Raw genomic sequence first — 21,165 nt, forward strand, 5'->3', positions numbered from 1 at the left:
TTTTAAGCATTGGAAGAGGGCAGAGAATAATTCCAATCAATTGGTAAGCGATTTCTTTTAAATCGGGAATAATATTCCGTATTTTAAAGAATGTTTCGGTAAAATTATCCGATTATACTCCGGGGAGGGTTTTTGTTGAAAAGATCTATAAGATGGCTTCCATTGGTTATCGCCGTACTGCTGCTGTTCACGGCCGCCTGCTCGAAATCCGGAACGGAACCGGGTACGTCTGGATCGCCGGGCGCTTCCGCAGAGCGGTCAAGTAAGGGAGATAAGAAGGAAATTACGTTCTGGACGATCGCGTTAAGCCCGACATTCGACGATTACTTGAACGGTGTCATCCAAGATTTTGAAAGTAAGAACCCCGGCGTTACGGTGAAATGGCAGGATATTCCTTTCGAGGCCGTAGAACAGAAAACGCTTACATCCGCAGCGTCCGGCTCCTTGGCCGACGTGCTGAACCTGAACACGGATTATTTGAAAAAGCTGGCCGCTCTCGGCGCGGTTGCCAATATGGATGAACTCGCTGCGGACGTGAAAAAGGACTACTTCGAAGGCGTATGGTCGGCCGGCGAGTTTCAGGGAGTCTCGTACGCTCTGCCCTGGTATTTGTCGAACGGCGTCCAGCTTTACAACAAGGAACTTCTTAAAAAAGCGGGCTTCGACGCTCCGCCGAAGACGGAAGAAGAATCGTGGGAAATGTCCAAGGCGATCAAAGAAAAAACGGGCGCCTACGGGAACACCTTGAAAGACATCCACTTATATCTGCCTCAGAACGGGATCAAGCTCGTCAGCGACGATTACAAGAAAGCGGCTTTTAACAACGAAAAGACGCTTGAAATTTTCAAGAAATTCAAGGAGCGCTATAAAGCGGGGCTTATCCCCGATGAAATTTTGCTGAACCAGGCAAAGCCCCAGGAGTGGTACGCCCAGGAAAAAATCGCGTTCTGGGGAACGGGCCCGCAGCTGTTCCGGCAGGTGAAGGATTTGTCGCCTCAAGTGTACGCCAAATCGGATTCGGCGGGCGCTCTGGTCGGGTCCAGCGGCAAGGTGAACGTGGCCATCATGAATATCGCCGTTTCCGCCAAAAGCAAACATAAAAAAGAAGCCGCCGATTTTGCCAAGTTCCTGACCAACGGCGAGAACCAGCTGAAGTTCGCCCAAATCGTCGCCATTCTCCCCTCCGTTAAGAAAGCGGCGGAAGATCCGTTCTTCACGAAGGGGAAAGATTCAGCGGACCCCGCCGAGAAAGGCTTGTATTACGCGGCCAAACAGCTGGAAATTTCGGAAAACATGTTCCCGCCGGTCGAGAATATTTCGAAAATCAACAAAGCCATCAACGATGAGTTCCAGAAAGTGCTGCTGGAGGATAAAGATCCGGCCAAAGCGCTGGAGGACGCGGAAGCGGCCGTCAACAAGCTGCTTAAATAGGTGAAGTCACGTCACCGGACATCACGATTTTTTGCGGAAGAAGACAAGATTCCGTCGCCGGGCTGTACACGTGTACAGTCCGGCGGCTGACGGACTAGGAGGTCTCTTCAAAATGTACAAGACGATTCACGCCTGGGCTTTCCTGGCGCCGGCCGGGATTCTGCTGCTCCTGTTCAGCATTTTCCCTTCCGCGGCGGCTCTTTATCTCAGCTTTACGTCCTATAACGTCTTCGAACCGATGGAATGGGTGGGACTGGCCAACTACCAGACCCTGATGGGGGATTCGGAATTTTGGCGGGCGATGTTCAATACGTTCTATTATTGGATTCTCGTTACGCCCGCGCTGGTTATTCTTCCGGTATTTCTTGCCATCCTGGTTAATCAGGGACTGACCGGCGTGAAGGTTTTCCGCCTGATTTACTATTTTCCCGCGCTTGTATCGGTTGTCGTCACAGCCTTCTTGTGGGGCTGGATGTTTCAGAGCGAAGGCATTTTCAATTATATGCTGAGCCTGTTCGGAGCGGAGCCGGTGAAATGGCTGACGAGTAAATATTTCGTGATGCCGAGTCTCGCAATCGTCACCGTCTGGCAGGGTCTCGGCTATTATATGCTGTTTTATCTGGCCGGACTGCAGGCCGTGCCGGAAGATTTGTACGAAGCGGCGGAGCTGGACGGCGCCGGGTTCTGGAGCAAGCATGTCCGCATCACGTTTCCGATGCTGAAGCCGGTTGTTTTCTTCGTCTCGGTCGTCTCCACCATGGGCGCCTTCAAAGAGTTTACGCTCATGCTGACCATGACCGAGGGAGGGCCCATCGGGGCTTCGACGACCGTTGTGTATAGGGTGTTCGACGAAGCTTTCAAGCAGCTCGATATGGGCTACGCCAGCGCCATCTCGTTTGTGCTGTTTATCGTCATTCTGCTGTTAACGCTCGTTAACAAGCGTTCGATGGAAGGAGAGTGAGGGACGCGATGCGGTTAGAACCGGCAGCTGTGCCGCCCGCCCCGGGCCGGCGGACAAGGCGGAAGAGACGCCGGGGAGTCCGGCGTCTTATTTCTTACGTGTGCCTGACTCTGATTGCGGTCGTCATGATTCTTCCTTTTCTGTGGACGCTGTCCACTTCTTTAAAAGGGCAGAACGAGACCATCTACTCGATGCCGCCACGCTTTATACCCGAGCTGTTTACGCTGGAAAACTACGCGACGGTGTGGAATTCCCTGCCGCTGCCCTTGTACGTATGGAACAGCACCGTACTCGCTTTCTTCGGGGTGCTGCTTCCGGTCGTATTCTGCTCCATGGCGGCATTTCCTTTGGCAAGGATGACTTTCAGAGGGAAGGGAGCCGTCTTCCTAATCATTATCGCGACGATGATGATTCCGGGCGAGGTGACCATGATTCCCGTCTATCTGATTCTGAACAAGCTGCATCTTCTCGGCTCGTATACAGGCGTCATCCTGCCCGCCGCCGTCTCGGCCTTCGGCATTTTTCTGATGAGACAGGGGTTCCTCGGCATCCCCAAAGAAATCGAAGAATCGGCCGTGATCGACGGGGCGGGTGTGATCCGGATCTTCCTGCTGATCATGATGCCGATGGTAAGGCCGATGTTGGCCACGCTTGCCATTCTCAGCTTTATCGGTTCGTGGAACAATTTTTTGTGGCCGTATCTCGTCATTGAGGACGACCGCCTTTATCCGCTCACACTCGGTCTTTACAAGCTCAAAGGAACGTTCGTCACGAATACCAGGCTGATCGCGGCGGGTTCGGTCATTGCCCTGCTGCCCATTCTGGCCGTATTTATCAGCTTCCAGAGCTATTTTATAAAAGGCGTCCAATCGGGCGCGGTAAAAGGGTAAGCGCTTTAATGAACGGAATGTGGAGCCGCCGTCCAAGCCGGGCGGCTTGTTCTTTTTTTCATAAAAAGTCCGGAATCGGGCAGGATAAGAATTCCTTTATAAAACGCGCAAATTGTATTATAATTTCTATTGGATCACTGGACATGAACGCCATTGATTTTTGGGCAGACAAATTTAGGATCCTTGGACGTAGACGCCAACGGTTTAAAGGAAGGTTACTTTTGGAGAAGAAGACTGCACTGAGCCAATTATCAAGCCAGACGGGAAAAATGCTCAGGGAACGTTTTGGCAAAGGACCTGAGTCCATTTTTATCTCGTATAATGAATACGGCATTACTCTACATTTCCGGAATTTCGTGAGTGCAGTGGAAATGATTCTGCTGGATAAGCAGAAAGGCGAAGCCGTCCGCGAAACCCGCCAAATGGTCATGGATGTGCTGCTGCCGGACTTGAAGGAATTCATTACTCAGACCGTAGGTATTGCGATCGAGGAAATCTATTATGACTGGGATTTGGAAGACCACTCGGGCATCATGATCGGCCTGACGAATAAATCCCTCGATGCGGATATACAGGAGAAATACGCCGGATACGAGAAAGTTCATCAGCAGGTGAGCGATGTAACGGCGCACGTACAAAAAATTCCCGACCATATTTATTCGTTCTGGACGAATCCGAGAACACTCATTATCGTCAGGGAAGGCTTGCTCATCATGCTGGAAAAAGAGCTGATTAATACGGGGTACGAGAATGCCCTGAGGGTCGCCAAAACGTCTCTCGAAAAGAAGCTCTTACTGCATGATGTAGATATGGAACAAGCGATTGGAAGAACGGTGACCGGTTTGTATCTGGACTGGGATTTCGAGAGGGACAGAAGCGTTCTTGTCTATACATTTAAATAAAATCATACGGACTGAATGCCCAGATATCTTACATACGCTGGTCATGAGCCAAGATCGCGCGGAAGCGCGTTTCTTGGCTCTTGCTTTTTAGTGATTCAAATCGTCAAAAGGAGGAATCCGGAACTCTTGATACACGTACATGGAACGAGAAAGCAAATGCCGTATAATCAGGCAGAGGGCGGCTGGCCGTCCGGGGGAGCGGACGGAAGTTCCTCCGGACCCAGGCCCGAAAAGCCTAAACCGCGGGGATATACGTACACGTCGGAACGAAAAATCAGGCTTCCGGAGAAAATAGCCGTTTCGAAGGAACTGGATCTGACCGGCGCTTATCTGTTATTCCGCTTCTCGGATTCGCCGGGTCCGGCATTTCCGGCACTTTCGCTGCTGCCTACGGCTCCTTCGCAGAGATATTCCGGGGATGGGGAGGACTTGTCCATCCTAATCGTGGAGGACAATCCGATGAACCGGAAGCTCCTGCAGACCATTCTGAGAAAACGCGGGTTCGACCCCGACATCGCGGAGGACGGGGCCGTGGCGGTCGAAGCTTTTGCGCGTAAAGCCTACGATCTTATCTTTATGGATATCGCGATGCCCAACATGGACGGCCTTGAGGCGGCAAGAAGAATCCGCGAGGCGGCTCCCGGTGACACCAGTCCCGTCATCGTCGCCGTTACGGCTTACGCCCGCAAAGAGGACCGGGTGAACTGCCTCGCGAGCGGGATGCAGGATTATGTCAGCAAGCCCTTCCGTATCGCGGAAATCGAAGATGTGCTGACGAAATGGATCGGTTATATCAAAGGGTACAAAAAATAAGAAAAGAAGCTGGTTTTCGGTTGGCGAAAATCAGCTTCTTTTTGTGTTTAGGTGCCCATGGGCTGCCTGGGCCGCTTCATTTACTTTATTTGCTTCATTTACAGGAGATTGCTGGATGAAACGGGAGCTTAGCGGAAAAACTTAAAAGGTGCTTTGACAAACCGTTACGGAAATTGTTACACTGAGAGTCCGTCAAAATTCAGGGTTATCCCCGCGGAATAGAACCCTTTACCAAATTCTAACTACGAAAGAAGCGTCTGCATAATGGAAAGCAAATTTGTCAAAGAAACAAGATGTATGAAAGTAGCCCGTGTATTCCCTCCCGATGTTAACAACCACAATACGATGTTCGGCGGTAAGCTGATGTCTTATATCGACGATATTGCCTCCATCTCGGCATCCAAGCTCTGCCGGGTTACGGCTGTTACGGCCTCGACGGACTCCGTCGATTTTCTATACCCGATCCGTCCGACCGATTCGGTTTCCCTGGAGTCTTTCGTCACCTGGACAGGCAGGACGTCCATAGAGGTGTTCGTCAAAGTCATTACGGAAGACCTGGTGACCGGCGTAAGAAAAATCGCAGCGACCGCTTTTCTAACCTTTGTCGGCCTGGACGACGACAACAAGGCGGTTCCGGTTCCGAGAGTCATCCCCGAAACGGAAGAAGAGAACAAGCTTTACGAGACCGCCGAACACCGCGCGGAAATCCGTAAGGTCAGAAGAGAAGCCAGCAAAACGTTTGCGGACTTCCTCTTGACCAAATATCCTTGGGAATAAGCGCAAGGCAGGCTGGGAGCTCCAGCAAAAAGACTTCGGCGGTAAATAACCGGAGTCTTTTTTTTGTTTCAGCCCGACTGACAGCGTGTAAATAAATGGTTTATTTCCTTTCCCGGATTCGATATAATAGCGGGTAAGACTAACGAAGACTATCGAAGAAGGGATTGAAGGATCGGTTGAAAAATCGGTTGATTGAAGATCGTGTCGCACGGCTTTTGCACGAATCGAACAGTCAGGTTCAAGTCACGCTGGAGTCGCATTTTCCCGGAGGACGGATGGCCGGCGGAAAGTACAATATGGGCCGTCATCTCATCACCTTATATATAGAAGAAATCAAAGCGCAGTGCATGCAGCTGTACGGATCGCACGACCTGCTGGAGGCGTATGTCGACATCGTCCTTGCCCACGAAATCGGTCATGCCGAGGACGCGGATCTGGACCGCCTGGCGTCCCTGATGGACGCGTCGGACAGTGAGCTGGAGCGCAGTCGGATCGCGCTGCGCATCGAAGAAAACGCCTGGGCTTACGCCCGCGCGCTGCTGCCGGAAACGAGCGGTCCCATGCTCGACGAGATCGTCCGGGAGTCGCTGCAGGCTTATCACGAAGCGATTGACGAACTGGAGCTTGAACTCCAGCCGATCGGAGCTTAATGAAACCCGCCTACACGCGTTTAAAAGAGCGTGGAGACACGCTAAGCTTTGTTGGTTTCCTACAAATAAAAAAACCGGAAGCTTCCGGTTTTCGAACCCGCAGACCCGTTCCATCCGGAACGGAACCTGCGGTTTTTTTGTTGTGCGGATACGAAAGCGGCAGTGGAAAGCTGGCGGCCGGACAACTACCGGACGTGCGGGAGCCGGGGATCTTTAGGCCGGGCGGAGCCAAGAGAGAACGGAACGTACATGAGCAGGAAAATGACGAAAGCCGCGGCTTCCAGAGACAGAAGGTACCACGGGTACGGGCCGAGATAGTCGATCAGGGAAGCCGTTTCGGGCTTGCGTGCCAGGAACATATAGTTGCCCCCGGTCAGGAGGTTAACGGTCCCGACTCCGAGCAGCAGCACATTGAGGTAACCCATGGCCAGGAACACGGATTTGAAGGTCGGGCGGAAGCCCTCTACCCAGATCAGATAAAGAACCCCGAGAATAATAGCGATATGAGCGGCGAAAAATTCAAAAAAACGGAAATGCGGGAAATCGTACCAGAGTACCGGCGTAGCAAGCGCCATGAGCGCCCCGCCGATTCCGGTGAAATAAACCACCTGAAACAGGAGCCTGCTTTTGAAAAGCAGCATAAACACACTGAGATAAAGGGAAATGCTGCAAAGTTCAAGCGGGAGGGTGTACCGGACGTCGTAGATTCCCTCCGCCGCGTACCACACGTTCAGACCCGTTTCGCACAACACCAGAATAATGGCGATGGCGATTCGTCCCCGCAGAGCCCGATTCCCCTGAGTGAACCAATTCCTCGAACCATAGAGCGCAAGAATGAGGGCCGCAAAAACCGTTAAAGCCGCCCAGTGCGCTCCCGAAAAAGCGGTAAAGCCCTCCGCTTCGTTTGCGCCGAAAAAGCGCTCCATTTTTTATGCCCCCTCAAAAAACTTATATTTTTCATAATATTAACATATTTTCCTGTGTGCCGAAGGTTTTTTTGTTAAATCGCTCTTTCAAACTATCCGGGATTGGTTAAGTAAGGAGAGAGGAGGTGTTCATTAGATGATGAGTAAGAATGAAGAAGCCCGCAAGGCCGATTTTTCCAATGAGACTCCTGAGATAACACCCAAGACACCGCCGGAAATCAAACCGAACGATGTGCCGGAAGTGGCTCCGCGAACGGTACCCGAAACACCGCCGGCAGCTCCGCCGGAAATCAAGCCGACGGTTCCTCCGGAGATCAGCCCGCAGAGAAATCCGGAGTTTCCGGATTAAAACCGATAGATTGAGAGAGACGGGGCGAGCAGCTCCGGACACTGAAAATTTCCGACTTGTCTTTTTCTATTTTCCAACAAAAAATTGGAAAATAATCGCCGAGGGTTTGACAAACATCTCGGCCGACAAGATCTATAATCACATTCATGCGCGTAATCGCACATATCCAAGCGGGTTCCGTCATAGGTATCTTGTAGAGTGTTTTCAAAGAGTAGGTCGTCTATGACAGGCAAACGCTAATTGACATGCACAGAAGGAGAAGATTAATTGTTTATGGAGAGAAGAGAAGAACCCGTGATTTTGTTCCAGGCTTCACTGTCTTTAGTCGTGTCCGCAGCCAATAAATCGCAGGCTGCCGAAACGGCTGCTTTCATCTTAAACAGGGAAAGCATTGATCTTAGCCCCGTTCAGATGGTCAACGAGCAGGGAGAGAAAGCCGATTTCCGGATGGAGTCCGTAGATGCGGTCGAGTGGACGCGAGTGGAGGATATCCGCGAAGGAGGCCGTTTCAAAGTGTACGGCACGATCAGGCTGAAGCTGAGCGCAGGCAGCCCGGAAGATTACGCGTCCGTGATTCAAGCAGGCTTGTCCGGTTATCACCTGCCGCGCTCGGTCATCCACGATCACACGGTATGGGTCATTCCGACAAACTGCGGTCCGGCATTCGCATGTGTGCTGGATGAGAAAGCGTCCTGGAAACCGGCCGTCCAAGAACCCGCCATGCTGGTTGCGGTTGGTTAACGATAAAGACTGTCTCCCCTCGGGAGACAGTCTTGTTTTATGTCTTTATCTTTTTCTCATTTCGAAAAACTCGCAGCCGAGACGGTCGTGATAAGTCAGTTCGCTGACCCGGGTCTGCACCACAACCATGGAATCGTCGAAGCGGGTAATGACGGCTCCCGTATCGATAATATGATCGTTTTTGAACACGCGGACCGGCGATTGGCGGTCCATGGCTTCTTTAAAATCCTGGTCGGTCGTTAAACGGCGGTTCTGGGACATGGGCAGCTCTCCTTGATCTTTAAGCACGTTCTTGGTTATAGGTCCTTTACCCGTTCTATGTTACCATACATGCCGGAAGGAGTCAGGTCTTTACCGGTAAAAGGGTACCGCCGGGCATTGGTAGATTACTGGAAGTTGCCGCCCGCCACCCCCATATCCTCGACGCGGTACGAAAGGTAAAGGAGAAGGGGGATTGGAAGGATGGAAAAAAAACGGTGTTTATTCTGCGATCAAATCGTGCCGATCGGCCGTGAGGACGGGTACGATTTATATACGGGATGCTATTGCTCGCCGGATGGCTCCTACGGACTTCACCGGGACAGCTACGACCCTTACAGTGTTTTGTCTTATCAGACCAAACATCTCATGTTTCCCGTCATATCCGCCTACATCCGGGAGCTTACGGACTGCGGGGAGACGGTTCGCCTTACCATGGACGATCTGGAAGGAATCCGGAACTCGCCCCGTGTCCCGGTTACGATAGAAGACAAAGGCATCCGGCTTCTGCAATTTTTTCACAGGCACAGCGAAGGTCCGGACGAAGCCGTCGTGCTGCAGCAGCTCCCGAAGAGTTACAACTTGACGTATTCGCCCAACCTGCAGGAGCTGATCTATATCATCGAGAAGTTAAAAGAAGAACGGCTTCTCGAACGCATGGGCTCCAGCTTCAAACTGACGGCGCAAGGCTGGAAAACGGCCGAAGAAAGCCTGGGCGGCAAGCGGCTTAAGCCGTGCTTCGTCCTGCTTCCCGAAGACGGGGAGACCCGTCTCCAGTGGACGGAGAAAGTGCTGCCCGTCATTGAGCAGTGCGGCTACGAGCCGCGCACGTCGGAGAGAACCGCCAGGGAAAAGGAAGCGGACTACAGCCTCCGAATGATCGCGGACAGCAAGCTCCTCATCGCGGACTTGGGCGCCCAAGGGCCGGAAGTGTTTCTGGCGGGCGGATACGCGCTCGGGCGCAATATCCCTGTCATCTGGACGTCCAGACGGATCGGGGATGAGGCGACCGCATCTCCTTCCGAGAAAATTCGGCCTTTCGTCTGGGAGACGGCGGAGGAGCTCGCGTCTATTTTGAAGCAGCGGCTTACGAGCGAAGTGTTTTAAGGAAAGGTTTTAGGGACGGCCATCCGGGAGGATGGCTTTTTTCATGTGCCGTCCGGGAACGGAGACCGTAACTTTTCGTCATTTTCTGCGTCCAATACAAAGTAAACAAGGGGGAGGGCACATAATGAAGAATAAAAAATGGATGGCGGCAGCCGTCTTGGGCTGTATGCTGACAGGTTCGGCCACGGCGAACGCCTATGAATCGAGATTGAAACCGTTCGGGGACGTGCCGGAGAGCGCCTGGTCCGCCGAACATATTTATACGCTAGCGGCCGTGCAGGCGCTGGACGGCTATCAGGACGGCGGGTTTCATCCGCTTGCGGCGATGTCCCGTGAAGAATTTATCAAGCTGCTCGTCACGGCGGCGAAAACCGGGTATGATGCGGATCATCCCGTCACCCTTAAGGATGTCGGCCGGGACCGCTGGTCCTATCCGATGATCGGCGCCGCTCTTCAGCGCGGCTGGATCAAAGCGATGGTGGACAGCGGCGGAGCCTTCCATCCGGGAGCGCCGATCCGCAGGGAAGAGGTGGCCTACGCGATGGGAAGCTTGCTGCTGGACAAGCTGAGCGAAGCGGAGCGCGCAAGCTGGCTGGAGAGCGGCTGGAAGCGGGAACAGAGCAGCCGGGCGTTCGCGGACGCGGCGGGAGTCGACGAGGCGCTGAAGCCTTACGTCTATTATGCGGTGAACCGCGGAATGCTGGAAGGCAGCGAGAACGGCCTTGAGCCGGACAAGCAGCTCAGCCGCCAGGAAGCGGCTGCGGTCATCAACCGGCTGCTGCATAAGGAAGCCGGGAACAAGCCGCTGGAGGTGACGGGGTTTTATGCCGTGCAGTCGTACAACAGCCTCGGCAAAATGCCTCTTCTGGACCGCGTAGCCCTCGGCTGGTGGCACCTGAATTACGAAGGGGCCGGCTCCGCGAAGCTCGGTTCGTCAGGCGATCCGTTCAAGTTTAACCGGCCGGACGGCTGGGAAGAAGTGACGGCTGCCGCAAGCTCCAGTCACGTTTCCAAAGATCTGATGATTTTTGCCAACAAATCGCACCGCGTGGAAGAGTTTTTGGGGGATGCCGCAGCGCGTAAGGCGTTTACGGCAGCGATTGCGGAAGCTCTTTCCGATCCGAAGTACGGCTTCACCGGGGTTTCCATCGACTTTGAGGATTTGTACGGAGCGGATAAGAAAGCGGAGTTTGCCGCCTTCCTGAGCGAGGTCAAGGAAGCGGCGAAAGGCAAAACGCTCACCGTAGCGGTGCCTCCGACCTACTATTTCGAAGGTTACGATCTTCCGTCCATAGGTAAGACGGCGGACACGGTCATTCTCATGGCGTACGGTTTTCTGTACAAGCCGGACCGGCTCCCGTCCGCACCTCTTCCGCTAGTGGCCGAAGCCGTGAGGGATACGATTAAAGCGGGCGTCCCGGCGGAGAAGCTGGTTCTCGGCATCAGCAAGAAAACGGACCAGTTTATCGATCAGGGCGGAACGACGACCTACGCCTCGCCGGCGAGTTCGGCCGTGGAAGAGCGTCTGAAGAAACCCGGAGTCCAGTCGACCTTATCCGTTCCTTATCTGCTCGGGCATATCCGGTATACGGATGGAGGCGCGCACGAATTGTTTTACGAGGATTCCGACAGTCTGGACCGCAAAATCTGGCTGGCGCGCTATTACGGCTTAAAAGGGGTTTCCCTCTGGTATATGGGCCAGTTTACGGATAGCGATTGGCAGCGGGTCGACGCAGTGAAGTGAGAGATGCCGGAGCTTTGAAAAGAAGACAGAAGCCGGGAATATCCGCGAAAATGCGTCTGTTCAGAGCCGCATTCGCCGTTCTGGCCGCCGTAATGTCCGCGATCATGCTGATTCAGCTCGTGATGACCAAAACGGGCGAGAAAAATCTCGAGGAGCTCGGATTGGACAGCGCCCGGTTGCTGACCGGGGTGGACCCGGGAGTCGTCCGGAAAATGGACGAGCTGCTGGCCAAAACGGCGGCTATCGGCATTCAAGTCGTCATTACGGACGATTTCCGCAGCATGGAAGAACAGGACAAGCTGTACAGCCAGGGGCGGACAAGCGAAGGGAAAATTGTGACGCACGCCAAGGCGGGCGAGTCTTATCACAACTACGGCCTGGCAATCGACTTTGCCCTGAAAACGAAATCCGGCAAAATCATTTGGGACATGAATGCCGACTTGAACGGCGACGGCCGCAAAGACTGGACGCAGGTCGTCGCGATTGCCAAGGAGCTTGGTTTCGAATGGGGCGGGGATTGGGCCAATTTCCCCGACTATCCCCATCTGCAGCTCAGCTACGGTTTAAGCATCGCCGAGCTTCAGCGCGGCACGAAGACGGCCCGTTCGGGTCCTTAACGGGTAAAAAGGCGGTTTCACGGGGACGACACCCCGGAAAACCGCCTTTTTGGTATGCAGTTACGCGTTCTCCCGGGAATCGGGGCTGAACGTCATGCAGTTTTTCCCGCTGCGCTTGGACATATACAGAGCCTGGTCGGCTAGACGCATCGTTTCGATCGGATCCTTATGATGAAGCGGCCATACCGCTGCGCCTATACTGCAGCCGATTCTTAACGCTTGGTCGTCCACCAGAAACGGCTCGTTCATTCTCTCCAGAATGCTCCCCGCCAGACGGATGGCGGCGGGATCGGGAGCGGAAGCGCCCGTCGGAAGGACGATGACAAACTCGTCTCCGCCCACCCGTGTAAGGATGCTGTCCGTACTCATTCCTTGTGTGAGCCTGAGGGCGGTCTGCTGGAGAAGCTTGTCTCCGAATAGATGTCCCAGCGAATCGTTTACTTTTTTGAACCCGTCCAGATCCAAATAAAGAAAGGTCAGTGTCGTCCCGTTCTCTTTCGCCTGCCGCATCGCCTGCTCCAGATAAGCGTCCAAGGCGATCCGGTTCGGCAGTCCCGTCAGCTTGTCGTGAAGAGCGAGATCGGACATCTGGTCCAGAGCATTCTCGGTCTTTGTCAAGTTGTCGACGAGGTTGCGCAGGGAATCCGATAAGATGCGGATCTCCCGGATAAACGTGAAAGCGGGGAATGCGGCAGGCTCGCCTTTCCGGAGCCGGTCCGCGGACCGGGTAATTTTTTGCAGCGGACGGACGACCCAGCCGGCGAGAAATGCGGCAAGCACCGCAAATACGAGGGACAGGATAATACCGGCTGCAGTTATGTACGTTTTCAGTTCGCGAACGGACGTAAACGCGACGTCTGCGGGCTCCCTCACGAGAACGGACCAGCCCAGGCCGGGATAGTCCAGGTAGCCGTCTCCGTATGCGTAGCCGCTCAAATAGGTGCGCCCGCCCGGATACGTCTCTGTCAGCCAGCCGTTGCCTCCTGCTTGAGCCTGGCGGATGCTGACCGTATCCAGCGGACGATACAGGGATTCTTTCGGTCCGAGAAGGACCGTGTTTTCTTTTTTACTCACAATGAGCACTTCGAGCTGTTTCATTTTGTCTTTAAGCGGCTGCAGAAGCGTGGCTTCGACTTCCCGGGACCACTCCCAGCTGAGATGGGCGGCGAGTACACCGGTGAGCTGACCCTGCTTGTTGTAGACCGGGGTGCTGATATCGACGAACTGAAGCGGTTCGCCCGACGGATTGGGCAGAAGTTTGGCGAGCAGGACGGCTTCGTGGACGTCCCCGATAAACCGCCCTTTCTTCCCCTCGGTAAAAACGGGACGGGAGGCGATGTTGGTTCCCGTCAAAATGCCGTCCGTCGAAGCGGTCACTTTTCCTTCGGGATCGATAAAAGCGACCCAGGTGTAGGAGGGAAAGCTTTTTTTCAATTGTTCGAGCAAATTGCGAAGCTCTTTGGCGTCACCGGAGGCTTCCCGGTCAGAAAGCAGTTCGCTCAGGACGTCGATTTCACCGGCGCGCGACCACATAAAATGGTCCAGCTTGTCCGCCATTTGATAAGCGACCTGGGAGAGCGAGACGCCGATGGATTCTTCGACCTGACGGGTCGTTTTTTTGCCGATCACCGTACTCAGCACCACTGTCAGAAGACAGATGAGCAAGGCGGATACGAGGGCAAACGTAGTGCGTAAACTGAGCGACATTCAAGCGGTCTCCTTGTTCATGTAAATCGGGTTCCCTGATCCCAAAATTGCAATCGGGAACAACCTTATTTATATCGACATCTTCGGACAGCTTGTTTAGAGGAGGCGGACGGGGATAAGGGGATGTGCAAAATCAGAAGAATTACTCATTGACTTGCAATCAAACAGTGGTTTACAATATCTAATATAATACAAACGAAACTATATATTGTTTAGTAAAATGAAAGAGGAGAGAGCGATGGACAGAAGGGCAGAGCTGATTCGGCAGTTTAAGGAGATGGAGACGGAAGCAGGGGTGTATCAAATCCGCAATACGACGAACGACAAAATTTTTGTGGAAAGTTCCCCCAATTTCAAAAATATAAACGGGCGGACTTTTGAACTCAACATAGGCTCCCATCTGAACAAGGAGCTTCAGAAAGATTGGACGGAGCTGGGTGAAGAGAAGTTTGTCTTCGAAGTCCTGGAAATCGTCGAGAAGAAAAAAACCGGCTATTTCGACTTAAAGGACGCGTTGAAAAAGATGGAGCGGAAGTGGCTGGACCGTCTTCAGCCATACGGCGACAATGGGTACAACAAGCCGCCTAGAGCGTGAACAAGCGGCCCGACTGCCGAAGTTAAGAGAGGATGCCGTCCGGAAGGGCAGGCACGCCTCTTTTTTCTTTGTAGGCGGAGTCCCGATATTGGTATAATGGGTGAAAAGATTTCAGGAGCCGGGGGAATCGGAATCATGACATACATAGCCTCCTTTGATATCGGCACGACCCACGTAAAAGGAATTCTCGTCAACAGGGACGGGGAATTGTTTCACGAGCAGAACGTTTCCCTCACCTGCCGCCAGGAGCCGCCCTTTATCGAGCAGGAACCGGAGCAGTGGTTTAAAGCGGTAGGCACGATTGTGAGCGAGTGGTTTCGGGACGGAATCGGCGCCGGGCAAATCGGCCTCGTCGCGTTCAGCGGGCAAATGCAGGACTGTATCCCGGTGAACGGGCAGGGGCACGCTGTCCGTCCGGCCATCCTGTACTCAGACAGCCGCGCGGGAGCGGAAGCCCGGATGATCCGCGATGAAATCGGGGAAGAAGAAATTTTCCGAAGCGCGGCCAATCGGATGGACGGAACGCTGACGTTCCCTAAGCTGCTCTGGCTGAAAACGCATGAAGCGGACAACTGCGCCCGTACAAGCCGCTATCTGATTTCTTCGAAGGATTACGTCATCGCGCGCCTGACCGGGGCTTTCGTTACGGACCCGACCTCCGCGGCGACCACAGGGTGCATGGATATCAGGCGGCGGGAGTGGCGGGAGGACTGGCTCGCGCGGATGGGGCTTCCCGCCGGCAAGCTGCCGGACATCCTCCCTTCCGGGGAGACGGCCGGACGGGTGCACGCGGAAGGCAGCCGGCTTACGGGCCTGGCCGAGGGCACGCCCGTTCTGTGCGGCATCGGCGACGCGGGAGCCGCTACGCTCGGAGCCGGTGTCTACGAGCCCGGCGAGGTGTACGCCTACATCGGAACGACCGGTTGGATAGCCGGCGTATCCGGCGGGGTGGCGGACCCGTCGGCGGGCCTGTTCAACCTCGCTTACGCGGAGCCCGGCCGCTACATCAATGTCGCTCCGCTGACGAACGCCGGCAATGCCCATCAATGGGCCGCCGAAGTGTTCGGACCGGAAGCGGCCGGGACGGACGGCCGCGGGATATACGAGGCGGCCGAACGCCTCGTGGAAGCATCCGACCGGGGCAGGAACAAGATCCTGTTCCTGCCCTATCTGAACGGGGAGAGATGCCCCGTTCAGGATGAGGAGGCGTCAGGCTGCTTCATCGGCCTGCGTCCTTCCACGACGAAAGCCGATATGGCGGCCGCCGTGCTGGAAGGCGTCGCCTTCGCGATGAAGCAGGTCATGGAGCTGCGCGGGGCGCCCGAAGGGGCTGCTTCTCTGACCTTAATCGGGGGAGGAGCGAGGAGCCGCCAGTGGTGCCGGATCCTGGCAGATGTGTTCGGGACGGAAGTATCCGTGCCCTCGGAATCGCAGTTTTTGCCGTGTCTGGGTGCAGCGGCGCTCGGATTTCCCGGCTTGGGCTGGGAAAGCAGCTATGACCGGTTGTGCGAGCGGCTTAAAATTAGACGGAAATGCGAAACGTTTAGTCCGGATGCGGAAAAAAAGGCGCATTACGAGTCCAAATATGCGCGCTATCTGGAATTGTATCCGGCGCTTGCTCCGGTTTTCCGGCAGGCGGCGACGGAAGCTTAACAAGATGGGAGATTGACATGGAGCACTATCAGACGCTAATCGGGGTGGTTCTGGAGAAATTGAGCCAGTCTCATCAAGAACTGAAATTTAATCTGGACGGGTTGAACAGCGTGCTGGCCAACCATACCGCGGAAGAAATCGCAGCCGCTCCCGAGCTGCTGACGATACGCGAGCTTAGGGACGTGTATGCGGACATAGTCGCGGCGGCGGAAAAGCGTTTCCCGGGCTTGAGGGGATAGTCGTTCGCGCTCAGCGATAAAAACGCCAAATAAACCGGATCGTGAAGTTTACGATCCGGTTTATTTGCGTCTGCGACCATGCGTCTGCGAGCCGGACGTCAGCGAGCCAACCGTCAGCGTCCGGATCTCAGCTGTATTTGCCGAGCAGTTCGGCAAGCATGGCTTTCATTTCCGCCAGAAGCTCAGGCGAATCTTTCACGGTTGCTTCACCGCCCAAGCCGATAAAAAATCTCGCGAAATACGGGAGATCCTCCCTGGAAATGGTTCCTAGAAGCCAGCCGGTACCATCTTCACGCATGGTAAGCTTCGGTTCCGGCCACGGCTCCACCTCGCACGCCTCGACCCCTTCAAGGGTCAATTCCGCCAATACACGTACCTCGTTCCGCTCTTTGCGTCCCGCGGATGCCTTGTTTTCAAGATGGATATGGCGGAGATCAAGCGGTTCCGATGCAGAAGGGATAGCCGAATGAATGCGGTCGCACCGGAACACACGCATCCCTTCCGACCGGTAACAGTAGGCGGAGCAATACCAGAGGCCGTTTCTCGTAAAAATGCCGATCGGCTGGATTTCGCGGTCGGAACTTTTTTCCCGGGACTGATACCGGATGAGCAGCACTTTCTGCTGAACGGCCGCATCGAGCAGAATGGATAAATAAGGAGAGACAGCCTTCCGCGCCGGTGTGATAAAATCTACCCGGTTCTTCATCTGATCGATCCGTTCCCGGACATCCTCGGGCATGTACGCGTAAAATTTTTTCAAGGCGGAGGAGGACTCCGTTTCAAACGGAAGGGAGGAATAATGCCGGAGGGCGTGAACGGCGAAAAAGATAGACACGGCTTCTTCTTCGGTGAAGGCGATAGGAGGCAGCAGTCTTTCCCTCAGCACTTGATACCCGCCGTGCGGACCGACCTCCGAATAGAGAGGAACCCCTAATTCGCCCAGCTCCTGCAAATCCCTCAGAATCGTTCTCTGCGAAACGCCGAATTCCCTCGCGAGCTCTCCCACCGTAAACTTACGCTTCCGGTTCACCGTCATCATCAGTTCCATGAGTCGTTTTGATTTGGACATGTATAGGCTCCATTTTTTTAATTATGACAAGAGTTGTCACTATTATGCGTTATACTGAGTTCAAAGTCCAGGAAAGATTCCCGAAAGGAAGTCCAGAAAGCAAAAATTTGACGAGGAAGAGGAGATTACAAGATGGAGCATGGCAAGGAACATTCATCCGCAAAACGCAGCTATTTCAGATCCGGAGCCAACGAGCTTTCTTACGTGGATTACGGCGGTGCCGATAAACCGGTACTTCTGCTGCTGCACGGACATATGAACGATGCGGGAACGTTTACGGACCTGGCCTCCCGGCTGCAAAAAGACTGGAGGGTCATCGGTCTCGACCAGCGGGGACACGGCTGGAGCGGGCATCCGGCCGACACGGATTATTCCAGAGAGAGTTACGTCACCGATATCCTGAATCTGGTCCGTCAGGAGCTGGGCGATCAGCCCGTTGTCATCCTGGGCCACTCGCTCGGTGGCATCAATGCGTATCAGTTCGCGGCGCGTCATCCCGAATATGTCCGGGCCGTGATCGTGGAAGATATCGGGGCGGAAATTGACGCCGACCTTTCTTTTGCCGAGAAACTTCCCGAGCGTTCTCCGACCTTGCAAGATCTGAGGGATTCGCTGGCACGGCTGGGACTTAAAGCGATCGATTATTTTTCCGAAAGCGTGTTTGAGGATGAGAAAGGCTGGGGATTCCGGACCGATTTAAAGGGAATGAAGTCTTCCCAGGAAAACAGCAACGGGCAGTGGTGGGAAGACTGGCTGTCGTCGACATGTCCTATCCTGCTCATTCACGGTAAAAAAAGCTTTGTCATGAACGCCGAACAGGCGAAATGGATGCAGTCCCGGCGGCCGAATACTTTCCTCGAAATGTTTGAAGATTGCGGCCACGGAGTTCATTCCGACGATCCCGACGGGTATTATGCCGTTGTAAAAAAATTTCTCGACGGACTGGGCGAAAGCAAGAACGAGACTAAGAATGTGAGAGTGAATGACTAAACGGGAAAGGCAAAGCTAACCGCCTCCGGTTGAGAAGCGGGAAAGGGCGGCAAGCGGTGGAAACACAAAAGCAAGAAAACTCCCCGACGGGGGACGGCGTCTTATGACAGCGGTCACCCGCAGTACGTAAGAGAACGATTATAGAAGGAAAAAGAAAAGGAAGAAGGGCGAACGGCATGCCTTTCTTCCTTTTTTCACGATTTAAAGGCCGGCCACGGGTGTCCCACATCAGTTGCTTTCAGAGCGGAATACAAAAAGGCCATCTCAAGATGGCCTCATCCCTTCCCGGGATCGGGTTCCCGGCCGTCCCCGCACAGCAGCAGCGCTTCTTCCCAAGATAGAGAAGGGGCGGCGGACGCGGGCTTTTCGCCCTCAGGACCGAATTCGATCTCGATCAGCTCGACCGGACCGGAGGAATCCGCCAGCAGGGCATGCCCTGTGCCCGATTCCAGATAAAAGACGTCCCCGGCTTTGACGACGGCTAAATGCCCGTCCATTATCATTTGGCCGGAACCGGACAGCAGCGTCCAGCTTTTTTTCGCCCTGCAGTGGGCCCGGTAGGGAAAAGATCTGCCGGGCAGCAGGGTGATCCGGCGGATGACAACCTCCGTTGTAGCGCTGTCCTTCATACTGCCGAGCGTAGTGACGGTACCCCACCTGTACTCCTCGTACATGGGAGCTCTGCCTTTACCCGGATTGATTTGCTTGATCCGGCTGCTGCCTGTTTTGCTGGCTACGAGAATTCCGTCGGGACTTGCCGCCACGATAATCCCGGACAAGTCGATGACATGTACGGGGGAGGAAAGCTCGTTGACGATGTGCGTATCCGCCGAATCGTCGGATACTTCGCCGGGGCCGACGGCCCGGCTTTCCAAATGCGGAGCAAGCGCCTGCCAGCTCCCCAAGTCGTCCCATCTGCCTTCGTACGGGAGGACAACGATCGGCTTCGTCTTCTCGACGACTTCCTCGTCAAAACTCAGTTCCGGCAGTTTGTCGTACAAGCCGAGCAGTTGTCCGTAATCGTCCGGCAAACCGCGCGATGCCAGAACCTCCAGCATGAATGAATTCGCAAAAGCAAACACGCCGCTGTTCCAGAGAGCCCCCCGGGACAAGAGCGCCGAAGCGCCCTGTTCGTCCGGTTTTTCCGCGAATTCCGCAACGGAAAGATACGGTACTGCCTCCCGGTCCTGCGAAGGCACCGGTACGATATACCCGTACTGGGTGGACGGGAAGGACGGCTTCGTGCCGATCAGAGCCATGCGGGCGCCGGACTGTGCGAGCACAGAGGGGAGGGAGGCGACCTTCTCGAAGAAAGCGGCGTCCACGAACGGATCGGCAGGCATAAAACAGACGATCTCGTCGGGGCTTATGCCTTGGGTGTGCAGGTACCGGCTGGCGAGACCGATCGCCGTGAACGTTCCTCTTTTGTGCGGCTCCGCCAAAACCGGAATTTTTTCGCCGACCTGGCTTCGGACGATTTCAAGCTGGCTGAAGTGGGTAACGATAGATGTCGAGCTGAGCAGCCCGGCGGCAGCGAGCTGTCTGCACACGCGCTGAAGCATAGACTCTCTGCCGCCGTCAGGCGCCGGTAACAGCTTCAAGAACGTTTTGGACCGGATTTCGTTGGACAGCGGCCAAAGCCTCTTGCCGGATCCCCCCGACAGCAAAATGATTTTCACGACCCTTCCTCCTTGTCTGAAAAGTGCTGGTCAAGAAAAATTCGCCGGGTGACCGGCAGCTATTTGGCTTTTTTGGCTTTGAAATAGTAGCCTCCCCGTTTATGGAACGAAAGCGACCGGAATTTGCCGGCCCATTTCTCCCTTTCGCTGTGAGGGACGAACCGGATGCTTTTTTTGAATTCCTTGTTGCGGGCGGGTTTTAACAGGGAAGTGCCCGGATACCGGGCATGAACGAAGTTGCCGTACGTTTCGAACTCGGAAAATCCGAACTGCTTGGTCGTGTTCAGGTTTTTGAGAATGGCCCTGTACCACGGCATTTTGTGACGGGCCGAGATCGCCTTTTTCAGGCGGGACAGCTTGACTTTGTCGTAGAGCATATAGTGGTTGACATAGGAAGGGCGGGAAGTGGCTTTCTGTCCCAGGAGCTTGGCATGAATGCGGAAATATTCCTGGTGGCTCCAGTTCCGGGTAAAGAACACCTGCTTGCCTTTTTCAAGAAACCGGTGAGGGCGAATAAGCACGGTATCCGCGTCGGTGACGAGAAAATAGCGGTTGCCGCAAATTTTATCGCCGTTTAGTTTCAGCAGCTGCTGGTACAGCCAGCCTGAGCGGTCCCATCGTTTGGAACGGTAACGGATGTCTTTTTTCGTCAGGGGAAGAACGGAATTTTCATGCACAAACTTGCATTTTTTAACCTTGCAAAGTTTCTTGATCCGGGGACTGTCGGGCGAAACGATATAGATGCTGCCGATCGGATGTTTGACATGCCGGCGGAGTCCGTCAATGACGAAAGGAAGAGTTTCCAAATCTTTGTCGATAGCCGGGATCAGAACATCAATGGGGGTTCTGCCGCTTCCGGAAGCTTCGCTCATTCTCGCTTCATCTCCATTTATCAAAATCTATCGAAAGACATGCAATAAGATATGCGAGGGGGGGCCAACCCGTTTGTGTCCCTGTCTACTTCCTCCTTTCATAGAAAAAAGAGGGCGGAGGCCGGATAAGAGAGTTCTTATCGGCTTTAACAAAAGCAGGAAAACGAGGTGAAATGTCGAATGTGATTCTTAAGA

Annotated in this window: 22 protein-coding genes; 16 read left to right on the forward strand and 6 right to left on the reverse strand. The window is 54.3% G+C overall.

Annotation, left to right across the window (positions count from 1 at the left end; translation table 11 throughout):
• Positions 1-135 precede the first annotated feature (135 nt).
• The 7 genes from ABH899_RS13395 (at position 136) to ABH899_RS13425 (ending at position 6,424) form a co-directional block, all read left to right on the forward strand.
• Positions 136-1,431, forward strand: a complete 1,296-nt coding sequence (locus tag ABH899_RS13395) for an ABC transporter substrate-binding protein (RefSeq protein WP_369996845.1) — start codon at positions 136-138, stop codon at positions 1,429-1,431.
• A 112-nt stretch (positions 1,432-1,543) separates the two neighbouring features.
• Entirely contained in the window at positions 1,544-2,392 is an 849-nt protein-coding gene (locus tag ABH899_RS13400; RefSeq protein WP_369996848.1) for a carbohydrate ABC transporter permease, read from the forward strand.
• An 8-nt stretch (positions 2,393-2,400) separates the two neighbouring features.
• Positions 2,401-3,282, forward strand: a complete 882-nt coding sequence (locus tag ABH899_RS13405; RefSeq protein WP_369996850.1) for a carbohydrate ABC transporter permease — start codon at positions 2,401-2,403, stop codon at positions 3,280-3,282.
• A 221-nt stretch (positions 3,283-3,503) separates the two neighbouring features.
• Complete coding sequence (locus ABH899_RS13410) at positions 3,504-4,184, forward strand: Na-translocating system protein MpsC family protein (RefSeq protein WP_369996852.1); 681 nt, start codon at positions 3,504-3,506, stop codon at positions 4,182-4,184.
• Between the two features lie 126 nt (positions 4,185-4,310).
• Positions 4,311-4,997, forward strand: a complete 687-nt coding sequence (locus ABH899_RS13415; protein WP_369996855.1) for a response regulator — start codon at positions 4,311-4,313, stop codon at positions 4,995-4,997.
• Between the two features lie 264 nt (positions 4,998-5,261).
• Entirely contained in the window at positions 5,262-5,774 is a 513-nt protein-coding gene (locus tag ABH899_RS13420; protein WP_369996858.1) for an acyl-CoA thioesterase, read from the forward strand.
• 176 nt (positions 5,775-5,950) lie between these two features.
• On the forward strand, positions 5,951-6,424 hold the full coding sequence (locus ABH899_RS13425; protein ID WP_369996861.1) for a hypothetical protein: 474 nt from the start codon (positions 5,951-5,953) through the stop codon (positions 6,422-6,424).
• A 185-nt stretch (positions 6,425-6,609) separates the two neighbouring features.
• Here ABH899_RS13425 and ABH899_RS13430 read toward each other — a convergent pair whose 3' ends face one another.
• Positions 6,610-7,350, reverse strand: coding sequence for a YwaF family protein (locus ABH899_RS13430; protein WP_369996863.1), 741 nt, complete (start codon positions 7,348-7,350; stop codon positions 6,610-6,612).
• A gap of 136 nt (positions 7,351-7,486) precedes the next feature.
• Between ABH899_RS13430 and ABH899_RS13435 the strand changes: the two genes are divergently transcribed.
• Both ABH899_RS13435 and ABH899_RS13440 read left to right on the forward strand, forming a co-directional pair.
• The gene (locus tag ABH899_RS13435) at positions 7,487-7,699 is read left to right on the forward strand and encodes a hypothetical protein (RefSeq protein ID WP_369996866.1); all 213 of its coding nucleotides are present in this window, start codon (positions 7,487-7,489) and stop codon (positions 7,697-7,699) included.
• A gap of 273 nt (positions 7,700-7,972) precedes the next feature.
• Positions 7,973-8,440 (forward strand): hypothetical protein, encoded by a 468-nt coding sequence (locus ABH899_RS13440; protein ID WP_369996869.1) that lies wholly within the window; start codon positions 7,973-7,975, stop codon positions 8,438-8,440.
• Positions 8,441-8,485: 45 nt separating this feature from the next.
• Here ABH899_RS13440 and ABH899_RS13445 read toward each other — a convergent pair whose 3' ends face one another.
• Positions 8,486-8,701 (reverse strand): hypothetical protein, encoded by a 216-nt coding sequence (locus ABH899_RS13445; RefSeq protein ID WP_009672844.1) that lies wholly within the window; start codon positions 8,699-8,701, stop codon positions 8,486-8,488.
• A 201-nt stretch (positions 8,702-8,902) separates the two neighbouring features.
• On the opposite strand from ABH899_RS13445, the gene ABH899_RS13450 reads away from it, so the two are divergent.
• The 3 genes from ABH899_RS13450 (at position 8,903) to ABH899_RS13460 (ending at position 12,166) form a co-directional block, all read left to right on the forward strand.
• Positions 8,903-9,805 carry a hypothetical protein gene (locus ABH899_RS13450; RefSeq protein WP_369996872.1) on the forward strand — a complete coding sequence of 301 codons (903 nt, stop codon included), beginning with the start codon at positions 8,903-8,905 and terminating at the stop codon, positions 9,803-9,805.
• Between the two features lie 124 nt (positions 9,806-9,929).
• The gene (locus tag ABH899_RS13455; RefSeq protein WP_369996874.1) at positions 9,930-11,549 is read left to right on the forward strand and encodes a glycosyl hydrolase family 18 protein; all 1,620 of its coding nucleotides are present in this window, start codon (positions 9,930-9,932) and stop codon (positions 11,547-11,549) included.
• On the forward strand, positions 11,546-12,166 hold the full coding sequence (locus ABH899_RS13460) for a M15 family metallopeptidase (RefSeq protein WP_369996877.1): 621 nt from the start codon (positions 11,546-11,548) through the stop codon (positions 12,164-12,166). The genes ABH899_RS13455 and ABH899_RS13460 overlap by 4 nt, the downstream gene beginning before the upstream one ends.
• A gap of 60 nt (positions 12,167-12,226) precedes the next feature.
• Here the strand turns inward: ABH899_RS13460 and ABH899_RS13465 are convergent, their stop codons facing one another.
• Complete coding sequence (locus ABH899_RS13465) at positions 12,227-13,873, reverse strand: diguanylate cyclase domain-containing protein (RefSeq protein ID WP_369996879.1); 1,647 nt, start codon at positions 13,871-13,873, stop codon at positions 12,227-12,229.
• Between the two features lie 238 nt (positions 13,874-14,111).
• On the opposite strand from ABH899_RS13465, the gene ABH899_RS13470 reads away from it, so the two are divergent.
• From ABH899_RS13470 to ABH899_RS13480, 3 genes are all read left to right on the forward strand, one after another.
• Complete coding sequence (locus tag ABH899_RS13470) at positions 14,112-14,468, forward strand: GIY-YIG nuclease family protein (RefSeq protein ID WP_369996882.1); 357 nt, start codon at positions 14,112-14,114, stop codon at positions 14,466-14,468.
• 135 nt (positions 14,469-14,603) lie between these two features.
• Positions 14,604-16,121: a xylulokinase gene (locus ABH899_RS13475; protein WP_369996885.1), complete on the forward strand. Its 1,518-nt coding sequence runs from the start codon at positions 14,604-14,606 to the stop codon at positions 16,119-16,121.
• 17 nt (positions 16,122-16,138) lie between these two features.
• The gene (locus tag ABH899_RS13480) at positions 16,139-16,360 is read left to right on the forward strand and encodes a hypothetical protein (protein WP_369996887.1); all 222 of its coding nucleotides are present in this window, start codon (positions 16,139-16,141) and stop codon (positions 16,358-16,360) included.
• A 127-nt stretch (positions 16,361-16,487) separates the two neighbouring features.
• Here the strand turns inward: ABH899_RS13480 and ABH899_RS13485 are convergent, their stop codons facing one another.
• A complete protein-coding gene (locus ABH899_RS13485) occupies positions 16,488-17,429 on the reverse strand; it encodes a helix-turn-helix transcriptional regulator (RefSeq protein ID WP_369996889.1) in 942 nt (313 codons plus the stop codon).
• 132 nt (positions 17,430-17,561) lie between these two features.
• Here ABH899_RS13485 and ABH899_RS13490 point away from each other — a divergent pair, with 132 nt between their 5' ends.
• Positions 17,562-18,419 carry an alpha/beta fold hydrolase gene (locus ABH899_RS13490; protein ID WP_369996891.1) on the forward strand — a complete coding sequence of 286 codons (858 nt, stop codon included), beginning with the start codon at positions 17,562-17,564 and terminating at the stop codon, positions 18,417-18,419.
• 275 nt (positions 18,420-18,694) lie between these two features.
• Here the strand turns inward: ABH899_RS13490 and ABH899_RS13495 are convergent, their stop codons facing one another.
• A complete protein-coding gene (locus ABH899_RS13495; protein WP_369996894.1) occupies positions 18,695-20,098 on the reverse strand; it encodes a sugar phosphate nucleotidyltransferase in 1,404 nt (467 codons plus the stop codon).
• 59 nt (positions 20,099-20,157) lie between these two features.
• Positions 20,158-20,970, reverse strand: coding sequence for a DUF6492 family protein (locus ABH899_RS13500; protein WP_326053089.1), 813 nt, complete (start codon positions 20,968-20,970; stop codon positions 20,158-20,160).
• Positions 20,971-21,165: the final 195 nt, after the last annotated feature.

This window comes from Paenibacillus sp. RC84, assembly GCF_041260495.1.
Classification (GTDB): domain Bacteria; phylum Bacillota; class Bacilli; order Paenibacillales; family NBRC-103111; genus Paenibacillus_F.